17 protein-coding genes and 1 pseudogene are annotated in these 22,260 nt (G+C 73.5%); 5 read left to right on the top strand and 13 right to left on the bottom strand.

Going from position 1 to position 22,260, the window contains the following annotated elements; translation table 11 throughout:
* Positions 1–169: 169 nt before the first annotated feature.
* Together ACIQUQ_RS27550 and ACIQUQ_RS27545 are read right to left on the bottom strand one after the other, a co-directional pair.
* Entirely contained in the window at positions 170–820 is a 651-nt protein-coding gene (locus tag ACIQUQ_RS27550) for a hypothetical protein (protein WP_403980935.1), read from the bottom strand.
* An 86-nt stretch (positions 821–906) separates the two neighbouring features.
* Complete coding sequence (locus ACIQUQ_RS27545) at positions 907–2,844, bottom strand: RICIN domain-containing protein (RefSeq protein WP_403980933.1); 1,938 nt, start codon at positions 2,842–2,844, stop codon at positions 907–909.
* 591 nt (positions 2,845–3,435) lie between these two features.
* On the opposite strand from ACIQUQ_RS27545, the gene ACIQUQ_RS27540 reads away from it, so the two are divergent.
* Positions 3,436–5,088, top strand: coding sequence for a GMC oxidoreductase (locus ACIQUQ_RS27540; RefSeq protein ID WP_403980930.1), 1,653 nt, complete (start codon positions 3,436–3,438; stop codon positions 5,086–5,088).
* 95 nt (positions 5,089–5,183) lie between these two features.
* On the opposite strand, the gene ACIQUQ_RS27535 is transcribed toward ACIQUQ_RS27540, so the two are convergent.
* Together ACIQUQ_RS27535 and ACIQUQ_RS27530 are read right to left on the bottom strand one after the other, a co-directional pair.
* The gene (locus ACIQUQ_RS27535; RefSeq protein ID WP_403980928.1) at positions 5,184–5,663 is read right to left on the bottom strand and encodes a carboxymuconolactone decarboxylase family protein; all 480 of its coding nucleotides are present in this window, start codon (positions 5,661–5,663) and stop codon (positions 5,184–5,186) included.
* Positions 5,660–6,739, bottom strand: a complete 1,080-nt coding sequence (locus ACIQUQ_RS27530) for a dihydrodipicolinate reductase (RefSeq protein ID WP_403980926.1) — start codon at positions 6,737–6,739, stop codon at positions 5,660–5,662. Before ACIQUQ_RS27530 ends, ACIQUQ_RS27535 begins: the two co-directional genes overlap by 4 nt.
* A 189-nt stretch (positions 6,740–6,928) precedes the next feature.
* Here ACIQUQ_RS27530 and ACIQUQ_RS27525 point away from each other — a divergent pair, with 189 nt between their 5' ends.
* The gene (locus tag ACIQUQ_RS27525; RefSeq protein WP_403980924.1) at positions 6,929–7,975 is read left to right on the top strand and encodes a M4 family metallopeptidase; all 1,047 of its coding nucleotides are present in this window, start codon (positions 6,929–6,931) and stop codon (positions 7,973–7,975) included.
* Between the two features lie 214 nt (positions 7,976–8,189).
* Positions 8,190–9,182, top strand: coding sequence for an ion transporter (locus ACIQUQ_RS27520; RefSeq protein WP_403980921.1), 993 nt, complete (start codon positions 8,190–8,192; stop codon positions 9,180–9,182).
* Positions 9,183–9,300: 118 nt separating this feature from the next.
* Here the strand turns inward: ACIQUQ_RS27520 and ACIQUQ_RS27515 are convergent, their stop codons facing one another.
* Positions 9,301–10,236, bottom strand: coding sequence for a LysR family transcriptional regulator (locus ACIQUQ_RS27515; protein WP_403980919.1), 936 nt, complete (start codon positions 10,234–10,236; stop codon positions 9,301–9,303).
* 105 nt (positions 10,237–10,341) lie between these two features.
* On the opposite strand from ACIQUQ_RS27515, the gene ACIQUQ_RS27510 reads away from it, so the two are divergent.
* The gene (locus ACIQUQ_RS27510) at positions 10,342–11,754 is read left to right on the top strand and encodes an MFS transporter (protein ID WP_403980917.1); all 1,413 of its coding nucleotides are present in this window, start codon (positions 10,342–10,344) and stop codon (positions 11,752–11,754) included.
* Positions 11,755–11,885: 131 nt separating this feature from the next.
* A complete protein-coding gene (locus tag ACIQUQ_RS27505; RefSeq protein ID WP_403980915.1) occupies positions 11,886–12,833 on the top strand; it encodes a nucleoside hydrolase in 948 nt (315 codons plus the stop codon).
* Between the two features lie 14 nt (positions 12,834–12,847).
* Here ACIQUQ_RS27505 and ACIQUQ_RS27500 read toward each other — a convergent pair whose 3' ends face one another.
* From ACIQUQ_RS27500 to helR, 8 genes and pseudogenes are all read right to left on the bottom strand, one after another.
* Positions 12,848–13,381, bottom strand: a complete 534-nt coding sequence (locus ACIQUQ_RS27500; RefSeq protein WP_403980913.1) for a hypothetical protein — start codon at positions 13,379–13,381, stop codon at positions 12,848–12,850.
* 120 nt (positions 13,382–13,501) lie between these two features.
* Positions 13,502–14,284: pseudogene (locus ACIQUQ_RS27495) on the bottom strand (IclR family transcriptional regulator C-terminal domain-containing protein); the annotation flags it as partial.
* Positions 14,285–15,156: 872 nt separating this feature from the next.
* A complete protein-coding gene (locus ACIQUQ_RS27490) occupies positions 15,157–15,735 on the bottom strand; it encodes an RNA polymerase sigma factor (protein WP_403980911.1) in 579 nt (192 codons plus the stop codon).
* 441 nt (positions 15,736–16,176) lie between these two features.
* Positions 16,177–17,412, bottom strand: coding sequence for a cytochrome P450 (locus ACIQUQ_RS27485; RefSeq protein ID WP_403980909.1), 1,236 nt, complete (start codon positions 17,410–17,412; stop codon positions 16,177–16,179).
* Between the two features lie 24 nt (positions 17,413–17,436).
* Entirely contained in the window at positions 17,437–18,828 is a 1,392-nt protein-coding gene (locus ACIQUQ_RS27480) for an NAD(P)/FAD-dependent oxidoreductase (protein ID WP_403980907.1), read from the bottom strand.
* Positions 18,818–19,069 (bottom strand): ferredoxin, encoded by a 252-nt coding sequence (locus ACIQUQ_RS27475; protein WP_403981110.1) that lies wholly within the window; start codon positions 19,067–19,069, stop codon positions 18,818–18,820. The genes ACIQUQ_RS27480 and ACIQUQ_RS27475 overlap by 11 nt, the downstream gene beginning before the upstream one ends.
* A gap of 113 nt (positions 19,070–19,182) precedes the next feature.
* Positions 19,183–19,815, bottom strand: a complete 633-nt coding sequence (locus ACIQUQ_RS27470; protein ID WP_403980905.1) for a hypothetical protein — start codon at positions 19,813–19,815, stop codon at positions 19,183–19,185.
* Between the two features lie 133 nt (positions 19,816–19,948).
* Positions 19,949–22,099, bottom strand: a complete 2,151-nt coding sequence (gene helR, locus ACIQUQ_RS27465) for an RNA polymerase recycling motor ATPase HelR (RefSeq protein WP_403980903.1) — start codon at positions 22,097–22,099, stop codon at positions 19,949–19,951.
* Positions 22,100–22,260: the final 161 nt, after the last annotated feature.

The following is a 22,260-nucleotide window of genomic DNA, read 5'->3' as shown; positions in this document are numbered from 1 at the left end:
GTACGCCCAGGGGTGTCGGGCGCACGGGGTGGGGGGCGCGGGGGCGGGATCCCGTACCGGGTTCGGCGGGCCCGCCGGGCGGTGCCGGTCCGGCGTCACGCGCGGCGCTGGGCGGCTGTCCTGCCGCCCGTCCCGCGCTGCGGTCCGGCGTCGCCGTGCCGGTGCGGCGTTACGCGCGGCCGGCGCGCCGGGCCCGGGCTCGGCGTACCAGGACGCCCACCGCGGCGCCGGCGGCAGCGGCGACGACCACGCCGGCCGCGGTCCACCAGGTGGCCGACGTACGGCCGGTCCGCCGGGGTTCCGAGGTGATGGGCCGCCCCTTCGCGGGCGGCGCGGCGACGGGGGCGGTGGTCCGCACGGGTTCGGCGCCCGGCCCCTGAGTGGCCGGCGGGGCGGTGGCTCCGGTGCCGGCGGGATTGATCGTCAGGCTGCGTTCGGCGTGGCCGAGGCCGGGGAAGGCGGCGTCGACGGAGACCTTCCAGGTGCCGGAGGGCAGCGCCTCCTTGGTGGTCCAGCCGTTCGGGGTGCCGGGGTCGGCGACCAGCCGCCAGGGTCCCTGGAGGCGGGCGCCGTCGGCGCTCACCGCGTTGACGGTGCCGGCGACCGGCTCGTCGAGCGGGTCGTTGTCGTTCTCCCAGGTGATGACGGCCGTCACCCGGCCCTCGCGGTTGCCGGTGACCTCGACCTTCAGCGTGTCGCCGTGCGCCCGGGCCAGGCCGGGGAGGCCGATGACCACGGCGGTCGCGGTGGCGGCCAGGGGGACGAGGACGGCGGACCGGGCGGTTCTTCGTGCGGCGGAGCGTGCGGTTCCTACGGGCATGGCGGTGCTCTCCGGGGGAGACGGGACATGAGGGGTGGGGGCGGGCGGCCGTCCCCCCGAACGGCCGCCCGCGACGGGCCTGTGGGTCAGGCCCTGGTCAGCGTCCAGAGCTGGGCGGCGCGGCCGTCCTTCGGCTGGAGTTCGAGCAGCCAGGCGCCGTAGTACGGGCGGCTGCCGACGGTCAGCGCGTAGGCGCCGGAGCGGTCGGTGACCGTGACCGCGCTGCCGCGGGCGGAGACCTTCCACTGCTGGGCGGTGACGGCGCGGCAGGGCTGCTGGGCCGTCCACATGCCGGCGGAGGGGGCGCCACCGGTCTGGAGGCACTTGCCGGAGGCGGCGGAACGGATCCGGACGAGGCCGTTGCCCGCGTCGTCGAAGTACCACTGCTGCTGGGCGTACCCGGTGGCGGCGGAGCCGACCAGAACCGTGCCGTCGGCGGTGCGGCCGCCCCAGATCTCGGCCGTCATGCCGGTGCTGCCGTTGCCGAGCAGGTAGCGGGCGCCGGGCGCGGTGCCCGCGCCGCCGGCCTTCGCGGTGCGGAAGGAGGTGGCCTTGCCGGGGCCGCTGTCGCGGCCGGCCGAGTCACGGACCGAGACGGCGACGGTGTACGCGGTGTCGGGGCGCAGGTTGTAGATGCGGACGGCGGTGCCCTGCATCCAGGTCAGGTGACGGCCGTTCAGCAGCACCTGGTACCAGGCGGCGCCGGAGACCTTGGGCCAGCTGGCCACGGCGGCGTCGGAGCGGATCTGGCCGACCTTGACGTCGGGGCCGGTGCCGGGACGCGTGGTCGGGGTCGGGGTGGGCGTCGGGTCGGGCTTCGGGTCCGTGCCGCCGCCACCGCCGCCCTTGCCGCGCATCAGGAACTGGTTGTCGGCGATGTTCCAGTGGGTGGCGAGGTAGCTGCCCGCGCGGGGGCTGGTGTGGAAGTAGTCGTCGTGGTTGCAGTCGAGGATGTTCTCCTTCGCCTGGTTGTTGCAGACGTAGCGCATCTGCGGGTAGTACGGCGTGTCCGAGTAGCACATGACGTCGTACTCGTCGGTGCAGTGCGCTCCGCGGCTGGTGTTGGGGGCGCTGTTGTTCACCGCGCCGAGGTTGTGGCCGAGTTCGTGGGCGGCGGTGTGGCCGCCCCAGCAGCCGGAGTCCGTACGGCCGTAGGAGGGGCCGAAGTTGCTCAGGTTGGCCTGGCCGGGCCGCTCGTCGCCGTTGAACGTGCCGATGCCGCAGTAGACCTGGGTGTCCGCGAAGATCATGTACTTGCGGTCGCGGCGGTCCAGGCCCTTGCCGGCCAGCGCGCGGTTGGTGGCGCTGAACTCGGAGAGCGCGGAGTCGGGCAGCTCGATGTTGAGGACGGTCGGCGTGCAGTCCGCGGCCGTGACGTAGCGGATGTGCCTGACGCCGCCGGTCTCCTGGGCGCTGGCCGAGTAGATGAGGTCGGCGTCGGCGGCCCACTTGCGGAACGACGCGACGTACTGGGAGAAGCGGTCGCGGCCGGGTCCGTGGACGTAGACGACCTGCACGCGGTTGCCCGTGCTGCCGTCGCCGTCGCACTGCACGGTCTGTCCGGCCGGGCCGGCGGCCACGGCGCGCTGGCCGGCGGCCGGGGCGGGGGCGGAGGCGGCGCTGCCGCTCGCGGCCTGCGCGTCGGCGGTGGCGGGCGCGTCCTGAGGACGCCCGCCGGCCTTGGCCGCGGAGCCGGGGCGGGTCGGGTCGGCCGCGACGGCGGTCGTCTTGACCGCGGGGGGCACCTGCTTCTTGATGTCGACGCCCTTGGGCGGCGCGTCGGGCCCGTGGGTGCAGTGGCCGGCATCCGTGCGGTAGACACCGGCGCAGCGGTCGCCCTTGGGGGCGGCCGCCAGGCCGTCGAAGACCATGCCCTTGGCGGGCTGGTCGGAGGGTACGGCCTTGAGCGGCGCGGGCTCCGCGTCGCGGGCCGGCGCGCCGGCCGGCCCCGCGGGGGCGACGGCTCCGGCGCGCGGCGCGAGCGGTTCGGCTTGCGCCCCCTCGAGGACGTTTCCGTAGAACATGCCGGCCGCCATCACCCCCGCTGCGGCCGTGGCCAGCGTCGCGAATATGAGCCGGCGCGGCTTCCGCTGATGGCGGCTTTTCTGACGCTGTTTCAGTTTCCGATGCGTAGACATGAGCACCTCAATCCGGGGTCAGGGAACTGGGTGCCGGGAAGCCTGCCAGAGGTTCTCCGCAGTGAATTCGGACAAACGGGAAAGCCCGTCGCGAATCCAATCCGTTACCTGCGGGCCAGATTTGATGAACCATCAATTTCGTTTAAAACAAGGGTAGTTACGCGCGTCGCACTTGATTGGTCCAGGCCTTTTTAAGAATGTCGTTATCTGATCGAGATAGTCGGTGAAGGTCTGTTGACGGGAATTCAGTAAAAGATTCACCTTTCGCTCACCTCGTGAATTTCCGTGACTACGCAGCGGTGATCACGGACCGCCACGGGACACCCCCGAGCGCCGCCGGGCGCCGGCCGGGACGGCCGGATGCTGCCACTGATCCATGTCAGGTACGGACAAAAGTTACCAACGGGTATGTAGTGACTTAATTCATGCCCAGCAGTAGAACCTGTTCCCACTCCGCCAGAGAGTGAGGAACCCCACATGAGCGATTCCCCCATGCGCGCCAATGGTTCCAGCGGCCTCTCCCGCCGTGGATTCATCGCTGGAACAAGTTCTATTTTTGGAGTCGCGGCCCTGTCGGGCCGTGCCTCCGCGGCGAGCACCGCGGCGATCCCCACCGCCGTCGGCGCCACCGTCATCGACCCCGGGGCCCATGTCCCCGTACTGATCATCGGGACGGGTTACGGCGGCTCGGTCGCCGCGCTGCGCCTGGCCCAGGCCGGGGTCGACGTCCACATGATCGAGATGGGCATGTCCTGGGACACCCCGGGCTCCGACGGCAACGTCTTCGCCAACACGACCTCGCCCGACCAGCGTTCCTACTGGCTGCGCACCCGCACCAAGCAGCCGCTGAGCAACTTCCTGGGCTTCCCGCTCGACAAGGACGTGCCGCGGTACACGGGCATCCTGGACGCCGAGGAGTTCGCGGGCATCACCGTCTACCAGGGGCGCGGCGTCGGCGGCGGATCGCTGGTGAACGGCGGCATGGCCGTCACGCCCAGGCGCGAGAACTTCGGCGCCATCCTCCCCACGGTCGACGCCGCGGAGATGTACGACGTCTACTACCCGCGGGCCAACTCCGGCCTCGGGGTCAACCACATCGACCCGGCCTGGTTCGACGGCGCCGCCTGCTACCAGTACGCCCGGGTGGGCCGCAAGCACGCCCAGCGCTCGGGCTTCCCCTTCGTCTTCGTGCCCAACGTCTACGACTTCGACTACATGAAGCAGGAGGCTGCCGGAGCCGTCCCCAAGTCCGCCCTCGCGGGCGAGGTCCTCTACGGCAACAACCACGGCAAGAAGTCGCTGCAGAAGACCTACCTCGCCCAGGCCCGCGCCACCGGCCGGGTCACCATCTCCCCGCTCCACAAGGTGACCTCGGTCAGCCCCGCGGCCGGCGGCGGCTACACGGTGGCCATCGACCAGATCAACACCAGCGGCGACACCACCGCCACCAAGTCCGTCACCGCCGACCGGGTGTTCTTCGCGGCCGGCAGCGTGGGCACCAGCAAGCTCCTCGTCCGGCTGAAGGCCACCGGGGCGCTGCCCGGTCTCAACGGCGAGATCGGCAAGGGCTGGGGCGACAACGGCAACGTGATGTGCGGCCGCGCCAACCACATGTGGGACGCCACCGGCAAGCTGCAGGCGTCCATGCCCACGGGCGGCATCGACAACTGGGCGGCGGGCGGCGCCTTCGCCGAGGTGGCGCCGCTGCCCACGGGCATCGAGACGTACGCCTCCTTCTACCTGTCCATCACCAAGAACCCGAACCGTGCCGAGTTCAGCTGGAACGCGGCGACCGGGCGGGTGGACCTGAGCTGGCAGACGGCCTGGAAGCAGCCGTCGATCAACGCGGCGAAGACCATCTTCGACAAGATCAACTCGAAGGAGGGGACGATCTACCGGACCGACCTCTTCGGCACCAACAAGATCTGGGGCGACCACCTGACCTACCACCCGCTCGGCGGTGCCGTCCTGGGCAAGGCCACCGACAACTACGGCCGGCTGCACGGCCACCCGGGCCTGTACGTGATCGACGGCGCGCTGATCCCCGGCAACACCAGCGTCAACCCGTTCGTCACCATCACGGCGCTCGCGGAACGGAACATCGAGCGGATCATCGCCGACGACCTCTGACCGGCCCGGCAGTCCGCCACGGGGCCCGGTTCCGGCAGTGTGCCGGAACCGGGCCCCGTGGGCGTGGCCCTGGTACGGCCCGTGGCCGTGGCCGCTCAGTGCGTGGGCAGTACGCACACGGTGTCGAGCCCCAGGACCCGGTTGAGCCGCCCGAAGGCCAGCCACGAGCCGATGCTCATGGTCAGCTCCACGATCTCGGCCTGGCTGTAGAGCGCCGTCATCCGCTCCCAGAACTCCTCGTCGAGGCCGTGGTGGTCGAGCGCGTACCGCTCCGCGTACTCGGCCGCCATCCGGGTGCGGTCGTCGAAGGCCCCCGTGGTGCGCCACTCCCCCACCGCGTCGGCGAACTCCGCCTCGACCTTCTCCCCGTCGCGGTCGGTCCGCCAGTCCAGGCAGAAGCCGCACCCGTTGATCTGGGCGATCCGCAGCCGTGCGGCCTCGAACTCGCGCAGCCCCAGGGTGGTGTGGGCGTAGACGGAGAGGGAGAAGTTGGAGGCTGCCATGCCGATCTCGGGGACCATGTCCCCCCACACGTACTCGATCGGGTGCTTGCCTTCCGGCACGTCGATGATCACGGCTGCTTCCTTCCGAGTCGGCCGGCCGCGGGCCGGAGGGGGACGTCCAGCGCGTCGTACAGGCCCGGTCCGGCCTCGACGAGCCAGTCGATGGCGTTGACCAGCCGCCCCACCGCGGTGGCGTTCCCGCCCGCGGAGCGGTTCTCGCCCTCGTCCGCGGCCTCGACGGTGACCTCGATCCGGGGACGGCCCTCGATGATCACGCGGTGCGCCCCGCAGCCGTCGGGCGGCGTCGGCCAGTCGGGGGCGCACGAGGGGTGGATGCGGGTGACGTGCTCGATGACGATCCGGGGCTCGCCCCCGACGATGCCCTGCACCTCGAAGCGGACGGCGCCCTGGGTGCCGGCCTCGAACGCGCCCATGGTGCGCGTGGTGACCGTGGTCTCCAGCGCGCGGCGGTCCAGCGTCTCGCGGATCTCGTCCAGTTCGACGCCGAGGGCCCGGGCCATCAGGCGTATCTGGCCGCCCCACACCATGGTGGGCACCGACGGCAGCAGCATCGGAGGCTCGTAGTCCATCGGCTGGCCCATGCCGACCAGGTAGCGCACCGAGTCCGGCTGGTCGTACGTGGAGTAGTCGAAGATCTCCTGGCAGCGGACGGCGTCGAGGGTGGTGCCGAGCCCGCTGATCAGCAGCGGCAGCACGTCGTTGCCCCAGCCCGGGTCCACCCCGGAGACGAACAGCGCGCCGCCGCCCTCCTTGACGGCCTCCAGCACCGGGTCGCGGAACTCCGGCGGCGCACTGCGGTGGTCGTAGAGGGGATAGAGCGCCGGGGTGACGACGACGGCACCGCCGCGCAGGGCCCGGGCGATGTCGGCGAGGGCCTCGTCGGGGCGCAGGTCGCCGGAGGCCGCGTACACCACGGCCCGGGGTCCGGCGGCCAGCACCGCGTCGATGTCGTCGGTGGCCGCGACGCCGAGGTCGCGGTCGAGTCCGGCCAGCCGGCCCGCGTCGCGGCCGGTCTTGCCGGGGTCGTGGACGAGGACGGCCGTGAGTTCCAGTGCGGGGTGGGCGTCGACGGCGCGGATGGCCGCGCGGCCGACGTTGCCCGTGCCCCAGACAACCGTGGGAATCATGCGCGGAGGGTAGCGACGGGCCCCGGAGGAGCCCAGTGCCGTGACCGATGATTTTCGGCTGCCGGGGCGAGTGCCCCCATACCGGGCACGCGGTCCGGATTCCGGTGCGCCAGGCCTGGTCAAGGAGGGTGGCCGTAGGCGAGGATCACGGCCGCACGCGTAGTTCGCACCCCCATCAGGAGGATGTTTATGGCTCGCCGCATACCCCGCGGCCTGGTCGCCGCGGCCACCGCCACCGCGGCCCTGCTCACCGCCGCCGGCCCCGTGTCGGCCCAGGTGTCCGGTGCCGCCGCCGGCGGCGCCCCGCAGGCCCGGCTGTTCATGGTCAACCCGGTCCAGTCCTCGGGTGACCAGACGCTGACCGACGGCAAGGACTCCGACGCCGCCGTGCCCGCGTCCGCGTACGCGCTGGCCGCGCTGCGCAACCTCGACGGCACCGGGGGCCTCTCGGGCAAGTGGGCCTACGTCCGCTCCGACACCGGCGCCTCGGCCAGGCTCGCGGACGCCGCGACGTACACCCGCAAGGACGACCAGTTCGAGCAGGTCATGGCGTACTTCTGGGTCAACGAGTCCCAGGAGTACCTGCAGAGCCTCGGCTTCGGCACCGAGCTGCCCGGCGCGAACGCCCGCCGGCAGCCGGTCCGCATCAACCAGTGGGGCGCGGACAACTCGTTCTTCACGGACAAGAAGGACGAGATCCGTTTCGGCAAGGGCGGCGTGGACGACGCCGAGGACGCCGAGGTGATCATCCACGAGTACGGTCACGCGGTGCACGAGGCGCAGGTCCCGGGCTTCGGCACCTCGCCCGAGGCGGGCGCGATCGGCGAGGCCTTCGGCGACTACCTGGCCCTGTCGGTCGGCGCGTACGCCGACGCGAAGTACGGCTGGCCGCTCAAGGCGGACCTGGCGTGCATCGCGGACTGGGACTCGGCCTCGTACAGCGCGGCCCCGCACTGCCTGCGCCGCACCGACTCGGAGAAGACGTACGCGGACCGGGAGGGCGAGGTCCACGCGGACGGCGAGATCTGGTCGCGCGCGCTCTTCGACATCCGCGGTGCGCTCGGCGCCCGGACGGCCGACCGGATCATCGTCAACGCGCAGTTCGGCTTCGCGCCGGACACCAGCTTCGCGGACGCGGCGCTGAAGACCGTCGCGACGGCCCGGCAGATGTACGGGGCGGGTGCGGCGGACGCGGTCCGCGCGGCGTTCCGGGCGCGGGCCATCCCGGGGGTCTGAGGCCCGCCGGTCCCGAGGGGCGCCCCCTGGGGCGGCCTTTCGGGCAGCACCCCGATCGGGGGATCTTGCGGCGGCGCGCGGTGAGATCCGGGGGCGTGCGCGGTTAGAGGGACTGGACAGGCGCACGCCCTCGGCCCGGGTGGTGCGGACCCCCACGGGTCCGCGCCCCCGGGCTTCCGGCGTGCGCGGAGCGGTGACCAGTACGAGGTGCACGATGACCCCTCCGGTGACGACGCGCGGGCCCGGCCGCGCACGGTTCGCGGCCCGGTGCCGCAAGGTGACCGACGATCAGGCCTTCGGGTTCGTCGTCTTCACGGTGATCCTCGCCAACGCCGCGCTGCTGGGCGTGGAGACGTACCGCGGCTTCGCCCTCGCCCACCGGGAGGTGCTGGGGCTCGCCGAGCACGGGTGCATGGCCGTGTTCGCGGTGGAGATGATGCTGCGCATCGGTGCCCACGCGGACCGGCCCAAAGCTTTCTTCAGGGATCCCTGGAACGTCTTCGACCTGGTCGTGGTGGTCTCCGCCTTCGTGCCGGCGGCACAGGAGAACGCCACCGCGCTGCGGCTGCTGCGGCTGGCGCGGGTGCTGCGGACGGCGCGTTTCCTGCCCCAGCTGCGGGTGATGCTGGTCGCGGTGGGCCGGAGCCTGCCGGGCACGGTCAGCTTCCTGTTCGTCGGGGCGCTGGTGGTCTACGTGTACGCGATGGTCGGCTGGGTGTGCTTCGCCCGGTCCGACCCGGAGCACTACGGGTCCCTCGGGCGCGCGGCGCTCACGCTGTTCCTGCTGACCATGATGGAGGGGCTCGGGGACGCGGTGCACGCGGGGCTGGCGATCTCCCGGCTCTCCCTGGTCTATTACGCCTCGTTCGTGCTCTTCGCCTCGTTCGTGCTGGTCAACATGCTGATCGGAGTGGTGATCAACTCGATGGACGAGGCCAGGGAGCTGGAGAAGGAGGAGAAGGCCCGGCAGGAGGAGCGGATCCGCTCTCGGGCCAAGGAGGAGCGCGGGGCGGCGGGGATCGGCGCGGTGCCGGGTGCGGTGCCGGCAGCGGGGGCGGGGCCGGACGCGCCGTTGCCGGCCTCCGCCGACGAGGTGCGGGAGCGGATCGCCCGGGCCCGCCGGGCGCTGGACGACCTGGAGGCGAGCCTGGCCCTGCCGGCCGGCGCAGGTGAGCGCCCGCTGGAGGCCTCCGGGCGCCTGGGCTGACGTACCCGGGCCCGTCGCGGCGGGGTGCCGGTTCGCCGGGGTGCCGGTTCGCCGCGGTGCCGCGGTCCCGGGGTGCCGGCGCACCGCGGTGCCGCAGTGCGCGGCACCCGGCCCGGCGTCAGGGGCGGGCCGCCCCCGTCGTCGTACCGCTCCCGTCGCCGGGCTCCCGCACGATCCCGGCGACGGTGGAGCGCAGCCAGCGGTGGGCGGGGTCGGCGTCCCAGCGGACGTGCCAGGCCTGGCCGAAGGCCACCGTCGGCAGGTCCAGCGGGATGTCGAGCACGGCGAGCGGCATCACCCGGGCCGCCTCCGCCGCGAAGGGTCCCGGCACCAGCGCCAGCGCGTCGGAGCGCAGGACGAAGAAGCAGGCCGCGCCGTACGTGGGCGCCGTGGCCGGCACCTCCCGGGTGAGCCCCAGTACGGCGAGCCGCTCGTCGACCACGCTCCAGGTGCGGCCCCGCCGGGTGACGGTGATCTGCGGCAGGGCGGCGAACCGCTCGGGGGTGAGCCGCTCCCCCGCGTAGGGCCCGTCGGCCCGGGTCACCGCCCGGTAGCCGTAGTGGGCCAGGGTCTCGGCGCGTACGTCGTGCGGCAGTTCGGGCAGCTGGCCGAGGTCGAGGTCGATCCGGCCGCGCAGGTCGGCGGGGTCCTCGTCGCCCTCCGGCAGCAGGCGCAGCCGGATGCCGGGCGCCTCGCGGGCGGCGCGGGCGGTGAGTTCGGGCCCGAGGAAGGCGGCGGTCGCGTCGTTGGTGCGGAGGACGAAGTCCCGCTCGACGGCGCTCAGTTCGGCCGGCTCCGGCGGGCGCAGCGCGGCGAGCGCCCCCGCGAGGGCGGCCTGGACCTGCGGCTGGAGCTCCCGGGCGCGCGGCGTGAGGGCCAGGCCGCGCCCCGACGGTACGAGGAGCTCGTCGCCGGCCACCCGGCGCAGCCGGGCCAGGGTGCGGCTCATCGCGGAGGGCGAGACGCACATCTCGGCGGCGGCCCCGGCGACGCTGCCCGCGCGGAGCAGGGCGTCGAGGGCGGGCAGCAGGTTCATGTCGGGCAGCGGTCGCACGGTCCCACTCTGCCACTCCCCACGCCCAATTGCTGCATCGGGTGCACTTCTTGATGAACCAATCGGACCTTGTGTGCAGCAGTGGGCGGCCGGAGCCTGGTCTGCATGATGGATTCCCGACAGCGCGCCACCGCGCTCCTCGTCGCGGGCTGCTTCTTCATGGAGATGCTCGACGGCACGATCGTCGCGACCGCGGCCCCGCGCATGGCGGCCGCCCTGGGCACCACCCCGGCCGCCGTGGGCCTGGTGGTCACCGCCTACCTCGTCACCCTCGCCGTGCTGATACCGCTCAGCGGCTGGCTGGCCGTCCGCTTCGGCGCCCGCCGCGTGCTGCTCTCGGCGATCGCCCTGTTCACCCTGGCCTCCGCCGCCTGCGCGGCCGCCCCCGACCTCAGCACGCTGGTCGCCCTGCGCGTCCTCCAGGGGGCGGGCGGCGCGATGATGGTCCCGGTCGGGCGGCTGCTCGTCCTGGCCAGGACGGAGAAGTCCGACCTGCCGAAGGCCATGGCCTACGTGGTGTGGCCGGGGCTGGTCGCGCCGGTCGCCGCGCCCCTGGCGGGCGGGCTGCTCACCACGTACGCCAGCTGGCACTGGATGTTCCTGATCAACGTCCCCATGGGGCTGGTGGCCTTCGCCGCCGCCTGGCGGATCGTCGGCTCCGGCCCGCAGGGGTCGCCGCCCCCGCTCGACCTCGCCGGCGTACTGCTCTGCTGCACCGGCCTGGCGGCCCTGACCTGGGCCGGCCACCTGGTGGCCGAGGACGGGAGCGGGTGGCCGGTCACCGCAGCGGTGACCGCGGTGGCGTTCGCCGCGCTCGCGGCGGCGGGGCGCCACCTGCTGCGGGCCCCGCACCCGCTGGTGAACCTGCGCACCCTCGAAGTGGCCTCGTTCCGGCAGTCCGTGACGGGCGGTTCGCTGGTCTGGATGGTCATCACGGCCGTCCCCTTCCTGCTCCCGCTGCTGTTCCAGGAGGTCTTCGGCTGGAGCGCGGTCGCCTCGGGGGCGGTCGTGCTGTTCGTCTTCGTCGGCAACATCGCGGTGAAGCCGGCGACGACGTTCCTGCTGAACCGGTTCGGCTTCCGGCGGCTGCTGATCGTCTCCACGGGGGCGCTGGCGGTGACCGTGGCCGGCTGTGCCTTCCTCACCGCGGCCACGCCCGTCGCGGTGACCGCCGCCCTGGTCCTGGCCGGCGGTGCGGCCCGCTCGGTGGGGCTCACCGGCTACTCCACGATGGCGTTCAGCGAGGTGGGGCAGGAACGGCTGCGGGACGCCAACACCCTTTCGGCCACCGCCCAGCAGCTCTCCGCGGGCCTGGGCGTGGCGGTGGCCGTGATCGCGCTGCGGATCGGCCAGGTCCTGGCATCGGCGCCGGGTGCCGCGTACCAGATCGCCTTCCTCCTGCTGGGCGCGCTGTGCCTGCCCGCGGTCCTGGGCGCGGTACGCCTCCACCCGACGGCGGGCGACGCGGCGCGCACGGTACGGGCGCCCGGCGGGGCCGCAGCGGCGCGGCAGCGGTAGCCCGTACGCGTGCCGGGCGGGCGGGGTTTTCCGGCCAACGCGGCCGTCCCGCCCCGGCCGGCCGCCCCGGACGGCAGACTGGCACGACGGACGAGGCGGCACCCGACCGGGCGGACGAGGAGCGAGCAGGCGTGGGCGTACCGATCATCATCGACTGCGATCCCGGGCACGACGACGCGCTGGCGATCATGCTGGCGGCCGGGGACCCGGCGGTCGACCTGCTCGCCATCACCACGGTGGCGGGCAACCAGACGCTGGAGAAGACCACCCTCAACGCCCGCCGGGTGTGCACGGTCGCCGGAATCACGGACGTGCCCGTCGCGGCGGGCTGCGACCGGCCGCTCGTCGCGCCCCTGCGCACCGCCGGTGACGTGCACGGGGAGTCCGGCCTGGACGGGCCCCGGTTCCCCGAACCCACCGTGGACGCGGTCCCGGAGCACGCGGTGGAGCTGATGCGCCGGCTGCTCACCGAGCACCCCGAGCCGGTCACCCTGGTGCCGACGGCACCGCTGACCAACATCGCGCTGCTGCTGACCCGCCACCCCGAAGTCCGGGGCCGGATCCGGGAGATCGTGCTGATGGGCGGCTCCACGGAGCGGGGCAACCGGACCCCGGCCGCCGAGTTCAACGTCCACGTGGACCCGGAGGCCGCGGACATCGTGTTCCGCAGCGGCGTGCCGGTGACCATGTGCGGGCTGAACGTCACCCACCAGGCCCTGGCGACGCCGGACGTACTGGCCCGGCTGGAGGGCCTGGGCACGGAACTCGGCCGCACCTGCGTCGAGCTGATGACCTTCTTCGCCGGCACGTACCGCAGGCTGTACGGCTTCACCGCCCCGCCGCTGCACGACCCGGTGGCGGTGGCCCGGGTGCTCGACCCCGCGATCGTGCACTGCGTCGAGGCGGGCGTCACGGTGGAGCTCCGCGGCGAGTACACCCGCGGTGCGACGGTGGTGGACCTCCACGGCTACCTGGGCCACCCGCCGAACGCCCGAGTGGCCCTCACCCTGGACCGGGACCTCTTCTGGGACCGCCTGATCAACGCGGTCGCCACCCTGGGCGCCCGCGCGAACCCTTAGGCACCGCGTGGGGTTCACGCTCCGTACGTGAGATCCGTGCCGCCACTGGCCTCGATCAGCCAGGACAGCGACCCGCTGCCGAACGGCCAGCCGTCGGTGGCCACTTCCACCCAGCCTCCGTCCCGTCCGTCGGTGCCGGTGTCCCACCACCACCAGCTGCGGTCGTCACCGGCTCCTTCCTCGGTCGGGTCGAAGCAGTACAGCCAGTCCAGCAGCGTCCAGGGGCCGTCGCCGGCAGCCGCCCTCTGCTCCGGCGTCATCGCCCGCCACTGCCGCAGCCATGCCTCGGCATCGAGGGCTTCCTCAGGCCCCGGCTCGGGCGCGCACCGCCGGACGAACCAGGCCGGCAGCAGCTGCGGCCATCGTTCGTCCGGAGGCCAGTCCCCCACGCGCTCGACCACGCCGGTCAGCACCGCACGCGCACGGGCAATGACCCGGGCCGGATCCTCGGCCGCGAATCGGACCCGGACGAGAAACGGCAGCAGCCCGCTGTCCTCGGCCCCCGGTCCGGCCCGAAGACGCCCCAGCTCGCCCTCAATGATCTCCACGATGCAGAAGTGTGCACCCTAGGCGGTCGGGGTGAGGAGGACGCCTCCTCTGCTCGGGGCCGGGGTGGGGGTGGGTGCGGGTGCGGGTTCAGCGATGACGGCCGTGGGGGTGGTGCCGGCCACCAGCAGCGCCAGGAGGACCGCGGCCGCCTCGCTCTGGAGGGTGCGGGCCGCCTGTTGGAGGCGCTGCGGGTCCGTGCCCGGGAGGGAGAGGGCCACGCATTCCGCGTTCGGGCCCGCCGTGATGGGGACGGCCGCGCACTGGGTGCCCAGGGCGTACTCCTGGAGGTCGAGCAGCGGGTCGTTCGGCTGCCGGGTGTCGAGCTGGTGGAAGAGCACCGTCTCGCTGGTGATGGTGTGCGAGGTCAGCCGGGCGATGCGGTGGCGCGCCAGGTGGTCCATCCGGCCGTCGTAGTCGAGCTGGGTCAGCAGGGCCTTGCCGACCGCCGAGGCGTGCGCGGCGGCGCGGAAGTCCACCCATTCCTCCACGACCGGCGCGGCCGGCCCGTCGGCGTACTGGGTGATGGCGACCTCGCCGTCGGTGTAGCGGCTGACGTACACCGCCGCGCCCACCGCGTCGCGCACCCAGGCCAGGGTCTCCTGGAGCTGCCCCATGCCGCCCGCGCCGGCCGCGCCGGTCAGCCGGAGGGCGGAGCCCGCGGCGTACGCGTCGTGGCCCAGCGGCACCGCCAGGTTCGCGCGGACCAGCTGGGTCAGCACCTGGGCCAGGGACAGCTGCGGGAGCTGCGTCTGGCGGGCGATCTGGGCGAGGTTGACGCCGCCGGAGTAGCGGTTGATGACCTCCAGGACGCGGAGCGCCCGGTGTACGGAGGTCAGCGCGGCCGGCGCCGGCCCCGGGTCCGGCACCTGCTGGGCGGCGTGGGTGAGGCCCGGTGCCCGCAGTATCCCGGGCGCCCACTCGGCGGCGTCCTCGGTCAGCCGGGCCGGGTTCAGCCGGGCGCACCGGGCGAGCGCGACGGCCAACTGCGGGCTGGGCAGCAGCACTTCGCCCAGGTCCGGGTCCTCCTCCGGGACGAGCGCAGCGATGGCGCGGCGCAGCCCGGCGGGCAGCCGGTGCCGGTCGCGCAGGGGCTGCTCGGAGGGGGCGAGGCCGGGTTCGTGCGGCAGGAAGGTGAGGTCCTGCGTGGTGATCGGCGGGGAGGTCCAGATGACGGAGGCGCCCAGCGCGTCCTCCAGGCCGTCGGGGAGCGCGGGCAGCACCGGGAGCCCGGTCTCCGGCGGGAGCGTACGGGTCTGGCTCATCCAGTGCCGGGCCGTGCTGACCTCGGCGCGGGAGAGGTGGAGCAGGTAGAGGCAGTGCGCGGCGGTGCGGGAGCCGGCCCCGGCGGCGTACTGGAACCAGAACTGGGCGCCTTCGAGGCGGCCGGCCAGGTGCAGCAGACAGCCGAAGAGCAGCGCGGAGTCCTGGCCGTGCGGCCAGGACCCGGCGTCGAGGGCGCGGGCGGTGAACTCCTCGCTCTCGACCAGGTGCCAGGCCAGTGCGTCGAGTCCGCGGGCGGCCCGGACGTGACAGGCGGCGTCGAGGACGAGGGTGTCGGGCGGGGCGGGCCGCCGCCGGCCCGGCAGTCGCCGGGAGGCGGCGTTGCGGAGAGAGGACGCGGCGGCCCGGGTGCGGTCGGCGACGACCCGGCGGGCGATCCGGCGCCGGGCGGCGTCCTCGTCGTAGCCGGCGTACTCCTCGGCGAGGACCTCGGAGTCGTGGAGTGCCACCGTCACCTCCCACAGCACGGTCGTCAGATCCCGTGTCGTGTCGCTCACTGGTCCTTCTCCTCTCCGGCGGCCCAGTCGAGCCCGAGTTTCCGGGACAGGGTGCGGCGGGCTCCGCGGATCTTGGAGCGGACCGCCGCCGAGCTGATGCCCATCATCTGGGCGACCTTGTCCTCGTGGTAGCCCCCGAGGAAGGCGAGGAGGGCGATGTCGTAGTCGCGGTCGGGGAGTTCTGCGATCGCGGCGTACAAGGCGAGTCTGGCTTCCTGGAGTTCGAGGCGTTGACGCTTGGAGCGGCGGAGGGCCGCGAACCAGGCTGTCTCGACCATGGCCGGTGTTCTGTCCAGTACGGCGAGGCGGCGCTCGACGTGTTCGCGCAGCACCGACCAGGCGAAGCCGTGCAGGCTGGACTCCTTGAGCGCCTGCGGCCACACCTTGAGCAGGAAGGTGAACGCGTCGTCCACCACCTCGACGGCGTCCTGGCGGGAGCCGAGCTGGAGGTGGGCGTAACGCAGGTAGGCGCGGTGGTGCTGCGAGTGGAATGCCGTGTACTCCACGGGCAGGACTCCCGCCAGCTCATTGGAGACCGTCTGGTCCCCGGATGGGTCGAACTCGCCTTCGCTCATGCGCACCCCCACGGCTGACCACTGTCACCGCCGGCCGACGCGGCGGCTACCTGACTAACGAACGCACGGGCCGGGGTTACGGTTATCGGCACGAGCGCTGCGTTCCCGACGAGATCCACGGTGACGCGGTCCCTTCCAGTGGTGCGTGCGGTGACCGGGCGTGCCTGCCCCCAGGTCCGGCAGCCGGAGAGTGGTACTGCTCTCACGTACTAGCCAACCGGAAACGGGGCCGTTGGTGCGGGGCGTCTTTCACAATTCTTCGGAAGCTGGCGCACCGGCTCGCGTACGCGCCCCCTTCCGCCCGCGTACGCCCCCGCTCCGCATGGTCCCGTCACGCCGGCGTGACGACTGCGCCCCCGGCGCCGATCGGGGCCGGGGGCGTGCGTGAGGGGCCTGTGACGTCCGCCCGCGTCGGAGGCGGGGTGGAGACGGCGGGCCGGCTCAGGGCCGGATGTCGTCGCAGGTGATGTTGAGGTGGCGCGGGCCGCGGAGCACGGCGTTCTGGCGGTACGGGGGCGGGTCGTCCAGCAGTCGGGGGTTGACCAGGCGGCGGGCCAGTTCCGAGAGGGCCAGCTGGGCTTCCAGGCGGGCCAGCGGGGCGCCGAAGCAGCTGTGGATGCCGCTGCCCAGACCGAGGTGCTGGATGTCGGGGCGGTCCGGGTCGAAGCGGTCCGGGTCGTCGAAGCGGCGGGGGTCGCGGTTGCCGGAGGCCAGGACCAGCCAGAGGGAGGCGCCCTTGGGGATGGTGACGCCGCGGACCTCGATGTCGGCGAGGGTGGTGCGCTGCGGCAGCAGCTGGACCGGCGGTTCGAAGCGCAGCAGTTCCTCGACGATGGGCACGGCCAGCCGCGGTTCGGCGCGCAGCCGCTCCAGGACGCCGGGGTTGCGCAGCAGGGTCAGCATGCCGTTGGTGATGAGGTTGACCGTGGTCTCGTGCCCGGCGATCAGCAGCAGGGCAGCGGTGCTCAGCAGTTCCATCGTGGTCATGGAGCCGTCGCCGCCCTTGGCCGTGGCCAGCTGGGACAGCATGTCGTCCCCGGGGTTCTTGCGGCGTTCCTCGATCAGCCCGGCCAGGTACATGCCCAGCTGCATCCGGGCGTCGTGGGCTCCCTTGCCCCGGTCGGCGGGATCGGCGTCCGGGTCGGGGTCCAGGCTGGCCGCGAGGGTGTCGGCCCACACGTGGAAGCGCGCCTCGTCCTCGCGCGGCACTCCGAGCAGCCGGCAGATCACCGTGACCGGGAAGGGGTACGAGAACTGTTCCACGAGGTCGATCCGGGCCGGGTCGCCGATGCCGTCGATCAGGCCGTCGACGATGTCCTTCAGCTCGGGGCGCATCCCGTCCACGCGGCGCGGGGAGTGCGGCGGGCCGAAGGGCCGGTTCGTCATGCGCCGCATCCGGTCGTGCTCCGGCGGGTCCAGCCGCAGGAAGCCCGGCGGCAGGGCGCTCTCCTCCGAGGCGGGCTCGGCCAGCGGGTCGGCGGCGTTGGAGGCCAGGTTGCGGGCGTCGGAGCTGATCCGGGGATCGTGCAGGAGGCCCCGGATCTCGTAGTACGTACTGATCACGAACGGCCCGTCGGCCTCGTGGTGGACCGGGTTCTTCCGCAGCTCTTCGTAGATCGGGTACGGGTTGGCCCGGTTGTCGTAGTCCAGGATCCGGTGCAGCAGGGATTGCGTCATGGCAGGTCCTCGTGGCCGAGCGGGTCAGTGCGCGGGGGTGAACGTCATCCGGCGGTCGGCCGGTGAGTATCCGCTGAGCGTCACGGTGGGGCCGTGCGTGGGTACGGACGGGTCGGGGAAGTCCGCGTCGAGCGGCCGCTGTCCGTCCGTGTGCCGGTCGACCGTGGCGAACGCGGGCGGGAACGGCGCGGTGGACTCGATCAGCTCCTGGTAGAACGGCAGCCAGCGGGCCTGGTCGAAGGCGACGGCGCCGATGACGCGCCCCTGGTACCCGTACACGCCGACGAACCGGCGGCTTTCGAGCGAGCCCTGCGCGATGAGGATCTCCGTCGCCATCGACGGCACGCCGACCGACTTGACGTTGACGCCGAACTGGGAGGACCAGAAGGCCGGCACCTCCATGTGCGGCACCCGGTCGGTGCTCCCGCTGACCATGTTGTGCGCCGCGATCTCGGCCTGGGCGACGGCGTTGCCCCAGTGCTCCAGGGACAGGAACTGGTAGCCGAACAGCGGGTGCGGGCAGCGGGCCACGTCGCCCGCCGCGTAGATGTCGTCGGTGACGATCCCGCGGATGTCGAACGCGCGGCAGCCGGCGTCGCAGGCGATTCCCCGGGGGCCGGCCCCGAGTCCGGATCCGGCGAGCCATTCGGTGTTGCGGATCGCGCCCAGCGAGACGACCACCACGTCGGTCTCCAGGGTCGAGCCGTCGGACAGGTGCGCGGCGCGCACCCGGCCCGAGGAGTCGCCCTCCAGGGCCGTCACCATCACACCGGTCCGCAGGTCGACGCCGTGTTCGCGGTGGAGCTCCGCGGCGACCGCGCCGACCACCCCGCCCAGCGCGCCGACCAGCGGCGCCGCGCCGCGCTCCGCGACGGTGACGGGGAGGCCGCGCTCGCGGCAGGCGGAGGCGATCTCCGAGCCGGTGAACCCGGCGCCGATGACGAGCACCCGCCGGGGTCCCTCGGCGAGCCGGCGGGCGAGCGCGGCCCCGTGGTCGCGGGTCCGCAGCACGAAGACGCCGTCGAGTTCGGCCTCCTCCTCCCGCGGCCAGGGGCGTGCCCGGACCCCGGTGGCGATGAGCAGGCGGTCGTACGGCACCTCGTCGCCGTCGGCCAGCCGCACGCGCCGCGCGGCCATGTCCAGGCCGCCGGCCGGGACGCCGAGCCGCCAGGTCGCGTCGATGGACCTGAGCCGGGGCAGTGCCGTGCGCTCGGCGGCCGCCTTGCCCAGCAGCACGCCCTTGGACAGCGGCGGTCGGTCGTACGGCTCGCAGGGCTCGTCGCCGATCATGGTCAGTGACCCCGCGAAGCCCTTGGCGCGCAGGGTTTCGGCGGCCCGCAGGCCGGCCAGCGAGGCGCCGACGACGACGATGCGTCCCTCGCGTTTGAGCTGGTCCAGGGATCCGTCAACGGGCACCGGACACCACCTCGGCCGACGCGTCCGCGGTGGCCACAGCGCCCCCCGTGTCCACCGCGTCGACGAGGATGGCCTGGACGGGGCAGGCCGCGGCGGCCTGCGCCACCTTCGCTCGCTGTGCCTCGTCGGCGTCCGGGTCGTACAGCAGTGCTTCGTCGCCGTGCATGACGAAGACGTCCGGTGCGAGGAACGCGCACTGCGCGTACCCCTGGCACCGGTTCAGGTCGACGGCAATCCTCACCACGGGAAGGTTCCTCTCCGATGGCCCGGCTGACCCCCTGCGGACCACTCTGGGCGGGGGGCCGGACGGCCGCGACGAGGGGCGGACCGTACGGGTGAAGGGCCCCGGCAGGCTCAGGCCCTCGCCCCGGGCGGCGCACCGGCCGGCCGCCGGCCCAGGAGGATGTTGAGGCTGAGGAGCAGCACCCAGGCGGGAAAGACCAGTTCGCACCAGGGCACGTTCGCGGCCACGACCAGCAGCGTCAGACCCGCGAGGTAGCCGATGACGACGAGCGGGCGCGGGAGGGAGCCGCGACGGCGGCCGATGGTGGAGGTCGTGAGGACGAACACCGCCGCCATCCGCATGGCGTACGTGGTGAGCAGGGCGTACGCGAACTCCTTGCCGAAGGGAGAGCCCTGCGGGTCCTCGTCGAGCACGCTGCCGGCCGCCGCCGCGGCCCCGAACAGGGTGGCGACGAAGATCAGCCCGCTGCCGAGGAACACGGTCGAGACGAACCTGTCCTCGGTGCCGTCCGCCTGTTCCCGCAGGGCGCCCATGAACCAGAGGAACGCGATCCCGGCGAAGGGGAGCAGCTCCAGCGCCGTGCGCAGCGCGTTCCGCTGTCCGGCGTCCACGACCGTGTCGTCGGCGCCGTCCGGCAGGGCGGTGCGCACGAGGGCGATCGCCGTGGCCGTCAGGACCGCGAACACCACCCCCGCGATGCCCGCGGCCCGGGCCGTCGCCAGGCGTTCGTGCTTCCGCTCCATGCTCTCTCCTGCCGTTCGCCGGCTCACCTTCGTACCGAGGACGGCGTGGGCGGCCACGGGCCCACGCCACCGGTATCACCCGGGAGGACAGCCCGGGTGCGCCGTACGGGTCAGGCACGGCACCACCGCGGCCTCAGGGGTTGGTCAGGACGACGAGCTGCCGGGTCGCGCGGGTCATCGCGACGTAGCGGTCGACGGCCCCCTCGACGCCCCCGCCGAACGCGTCGGGGTCGACCAGGACCACCAGGTCGAACTCGAGCCCCTTGGCCAGCGACGGGGTCAGCGACCGCACCCGGTCGGACTCCGGGAACGCGGGGGCGCCGATGACGCAGGCGGTCCCGTCGGCGTTCTCGGCGAGCCAGGCCTCCAGCACCGTAGGGAGGTCCGCCGCCCGGCCGTGGCCGACCGGGATGCCGCTGCTGCGCACCGAGACCGGCACGTTGGCGTCCGGGAGCGCGGCGCGGATGGCCGGCTCGGCCTCCGCCATCACCTCCTCCGGCGTGCGGTAGTTGATGCTCAGGGAGGACACGGTGATCCGGTCGAGCCCGGCCCGTTCGAGCCGGTCCCGCCAGGTCCCTGCGAAGCCGTGCCTGGCCTGGGCGCGGTCGCCGACGACCGTGAAGCTCCTGGAGGGGCAGCGGAGCAGCAGCATCTGCCACTCGGCGTCCGTCAGCTCCTGGGCCTCGTCCACGACGACGTGGGCGAACGGGCCGGTGAACGGCTCGGGTTCGGCGCCGGGCGGGGCCTGCCCGTCGACCAGGGTGTCCTGGAGGTCCCGGCCGCGCAGCATCGTCACCGCGCCCTCCCCGTCGTCGTCGGCCGCCAGCACGCTGTCGATCACGTGGGCCATGCGCTCGCGTTCCGCCGCCGCGGCGGCCTCCTGCCGGCGGGCCCGCAGCGACGCCTCCGGGTCGCCGAGCCGGTGGCGCGCGGCGTCCAGGAACGGCAGGTCGGAGACCGTCCAGGCCCCTGCTTCCGGGCGCTGGAGGCGGCGGACCTCGTCGGGGCCGAGCCAGGGGGCGCAGCGGCGCAGGTACGCGGGGACCGACCACAGGTCCCCCACCAGCTCGCCGGGGTCGAGCAGCGGCCAGGCGCGGTGCAGGGTGCCGGTCAGCTCCCGGTCCTGGAGCAGCGCCCTGCGGAGCAGGTGGGGGGCGGCCCCGCTGTCGTCCTTCTCCGTGAGGATCGTGACGAGTTCCTCCAGGATCTGGTCGCGCGCCTCGTTGTGCGGGGTGCCCGGTTCCACGGCGTCGAAGGCCGTCGCCCAGTCGTCGGCGGTCAGCCGGAGGTCGGACCAGGGGGTGGACACGGTCATGCCCGCGGCGGGCGGCTCCTCGTAGAGGCGTACGGCGGCCTCCACGGCTCCCACCAGGTCCGCGGACGACTTCAGCCGGGCCACCTCGGGGTCGGTCTCGGCCCTCGCCCGGGCGCCCTCGGGGACGAGGTCGCGCAGGGTGCAGGTGCGTACGCCCTCCTCGCCGAGGCTGGGCAGCACGTCGGCGACGTAGGCGAGGTAGGGCTGGTGCGGGCCGACGAACAGCACGCCGCCGCGCCGGTGTCCGAGGCGCGGGTCGGAGTAGAGGAGGTGGGCGGCGCGGTGCAGGGCGACGACGGTCTTGCCGGTGCCGGGCCCGCCGTCGACCACCAGGGTGCCGGCGGAGCCGGCGCGGATGACGGCGTCCTGGTCGGCCTGGATGGTGGCGAGCACGTCCCGCATCCGGGCGGACCGGCTGCCGCCGAGGCTCGCGATGAAGGCCGACTGGTCGTCGAGCACGGCGTGCCCCTCGAGGCCCTCGGCGGTGAACACCTCGTCCCAGTAGTCGCTGATCCGGCCGCCGGTCCAGCGGTACCGGCGGCGGCTCGCCAGTCCCATCGGGCCGCCGTGGGTGGCGGCGAAGAAGGGTTCGGCCGCGGGTGAGCGCCAGTCGAGGAGCAGCCTGCGCCCCGTGCTGTCGGTCAGGCCGAGGCGCCCGATGTACACGGGCTCGTGGTCGTCGGCGGGGACGATCCGGCCCAGGCAGAGGTCGCGGCCGAAGCGGCGCAGGGTGCGCAGCCGTCCGGTCAGGCGGTGGATCTCCGCGTCCCGGTCCATCGCGGCGCGGCCGGCGCCGCCGGGTGCGCGGCGTTCGGCCTCCAGGCGCTCGGACAGCTCGGCGATGGTCTGTGCCAGGCTCTCGGAGACGGCCGCGAAGTGCCGCTCGTCGGCGTCGGTCAGTGCCGGGTCCGCCTTGTGGGCGAGCCGGTCGGGCAGGTCGAACGCGCTCGTGGTGAGGGAAGAGGTCATGGCCGGCCTCACCGCCGGTCCAGGGACATGAGCCGGAACAACACACGCACGTCGTGAATCTCCACATTCGGCAGGCTCGGGGGGTAGGTCGGCGATTCTGACCCATCCCCGGGGCCTTGCCGCAAGCCCCCCGGTGCGTTATAAGTTGAGAGTGGCGAGGA

Source organism: Streptomyces sp. NPDC101118 (genome assembly GCF_044759445.1).
Taxonomy (GTDB): domain Bacteria; phylum Actinomycetota; class Actinomycetes; order Streptomycetales; family Streptomycetaceae; genus Streptomyces.
This window is presented reverse-complemented; position numbering and strand designations above follow the sequence as displayed.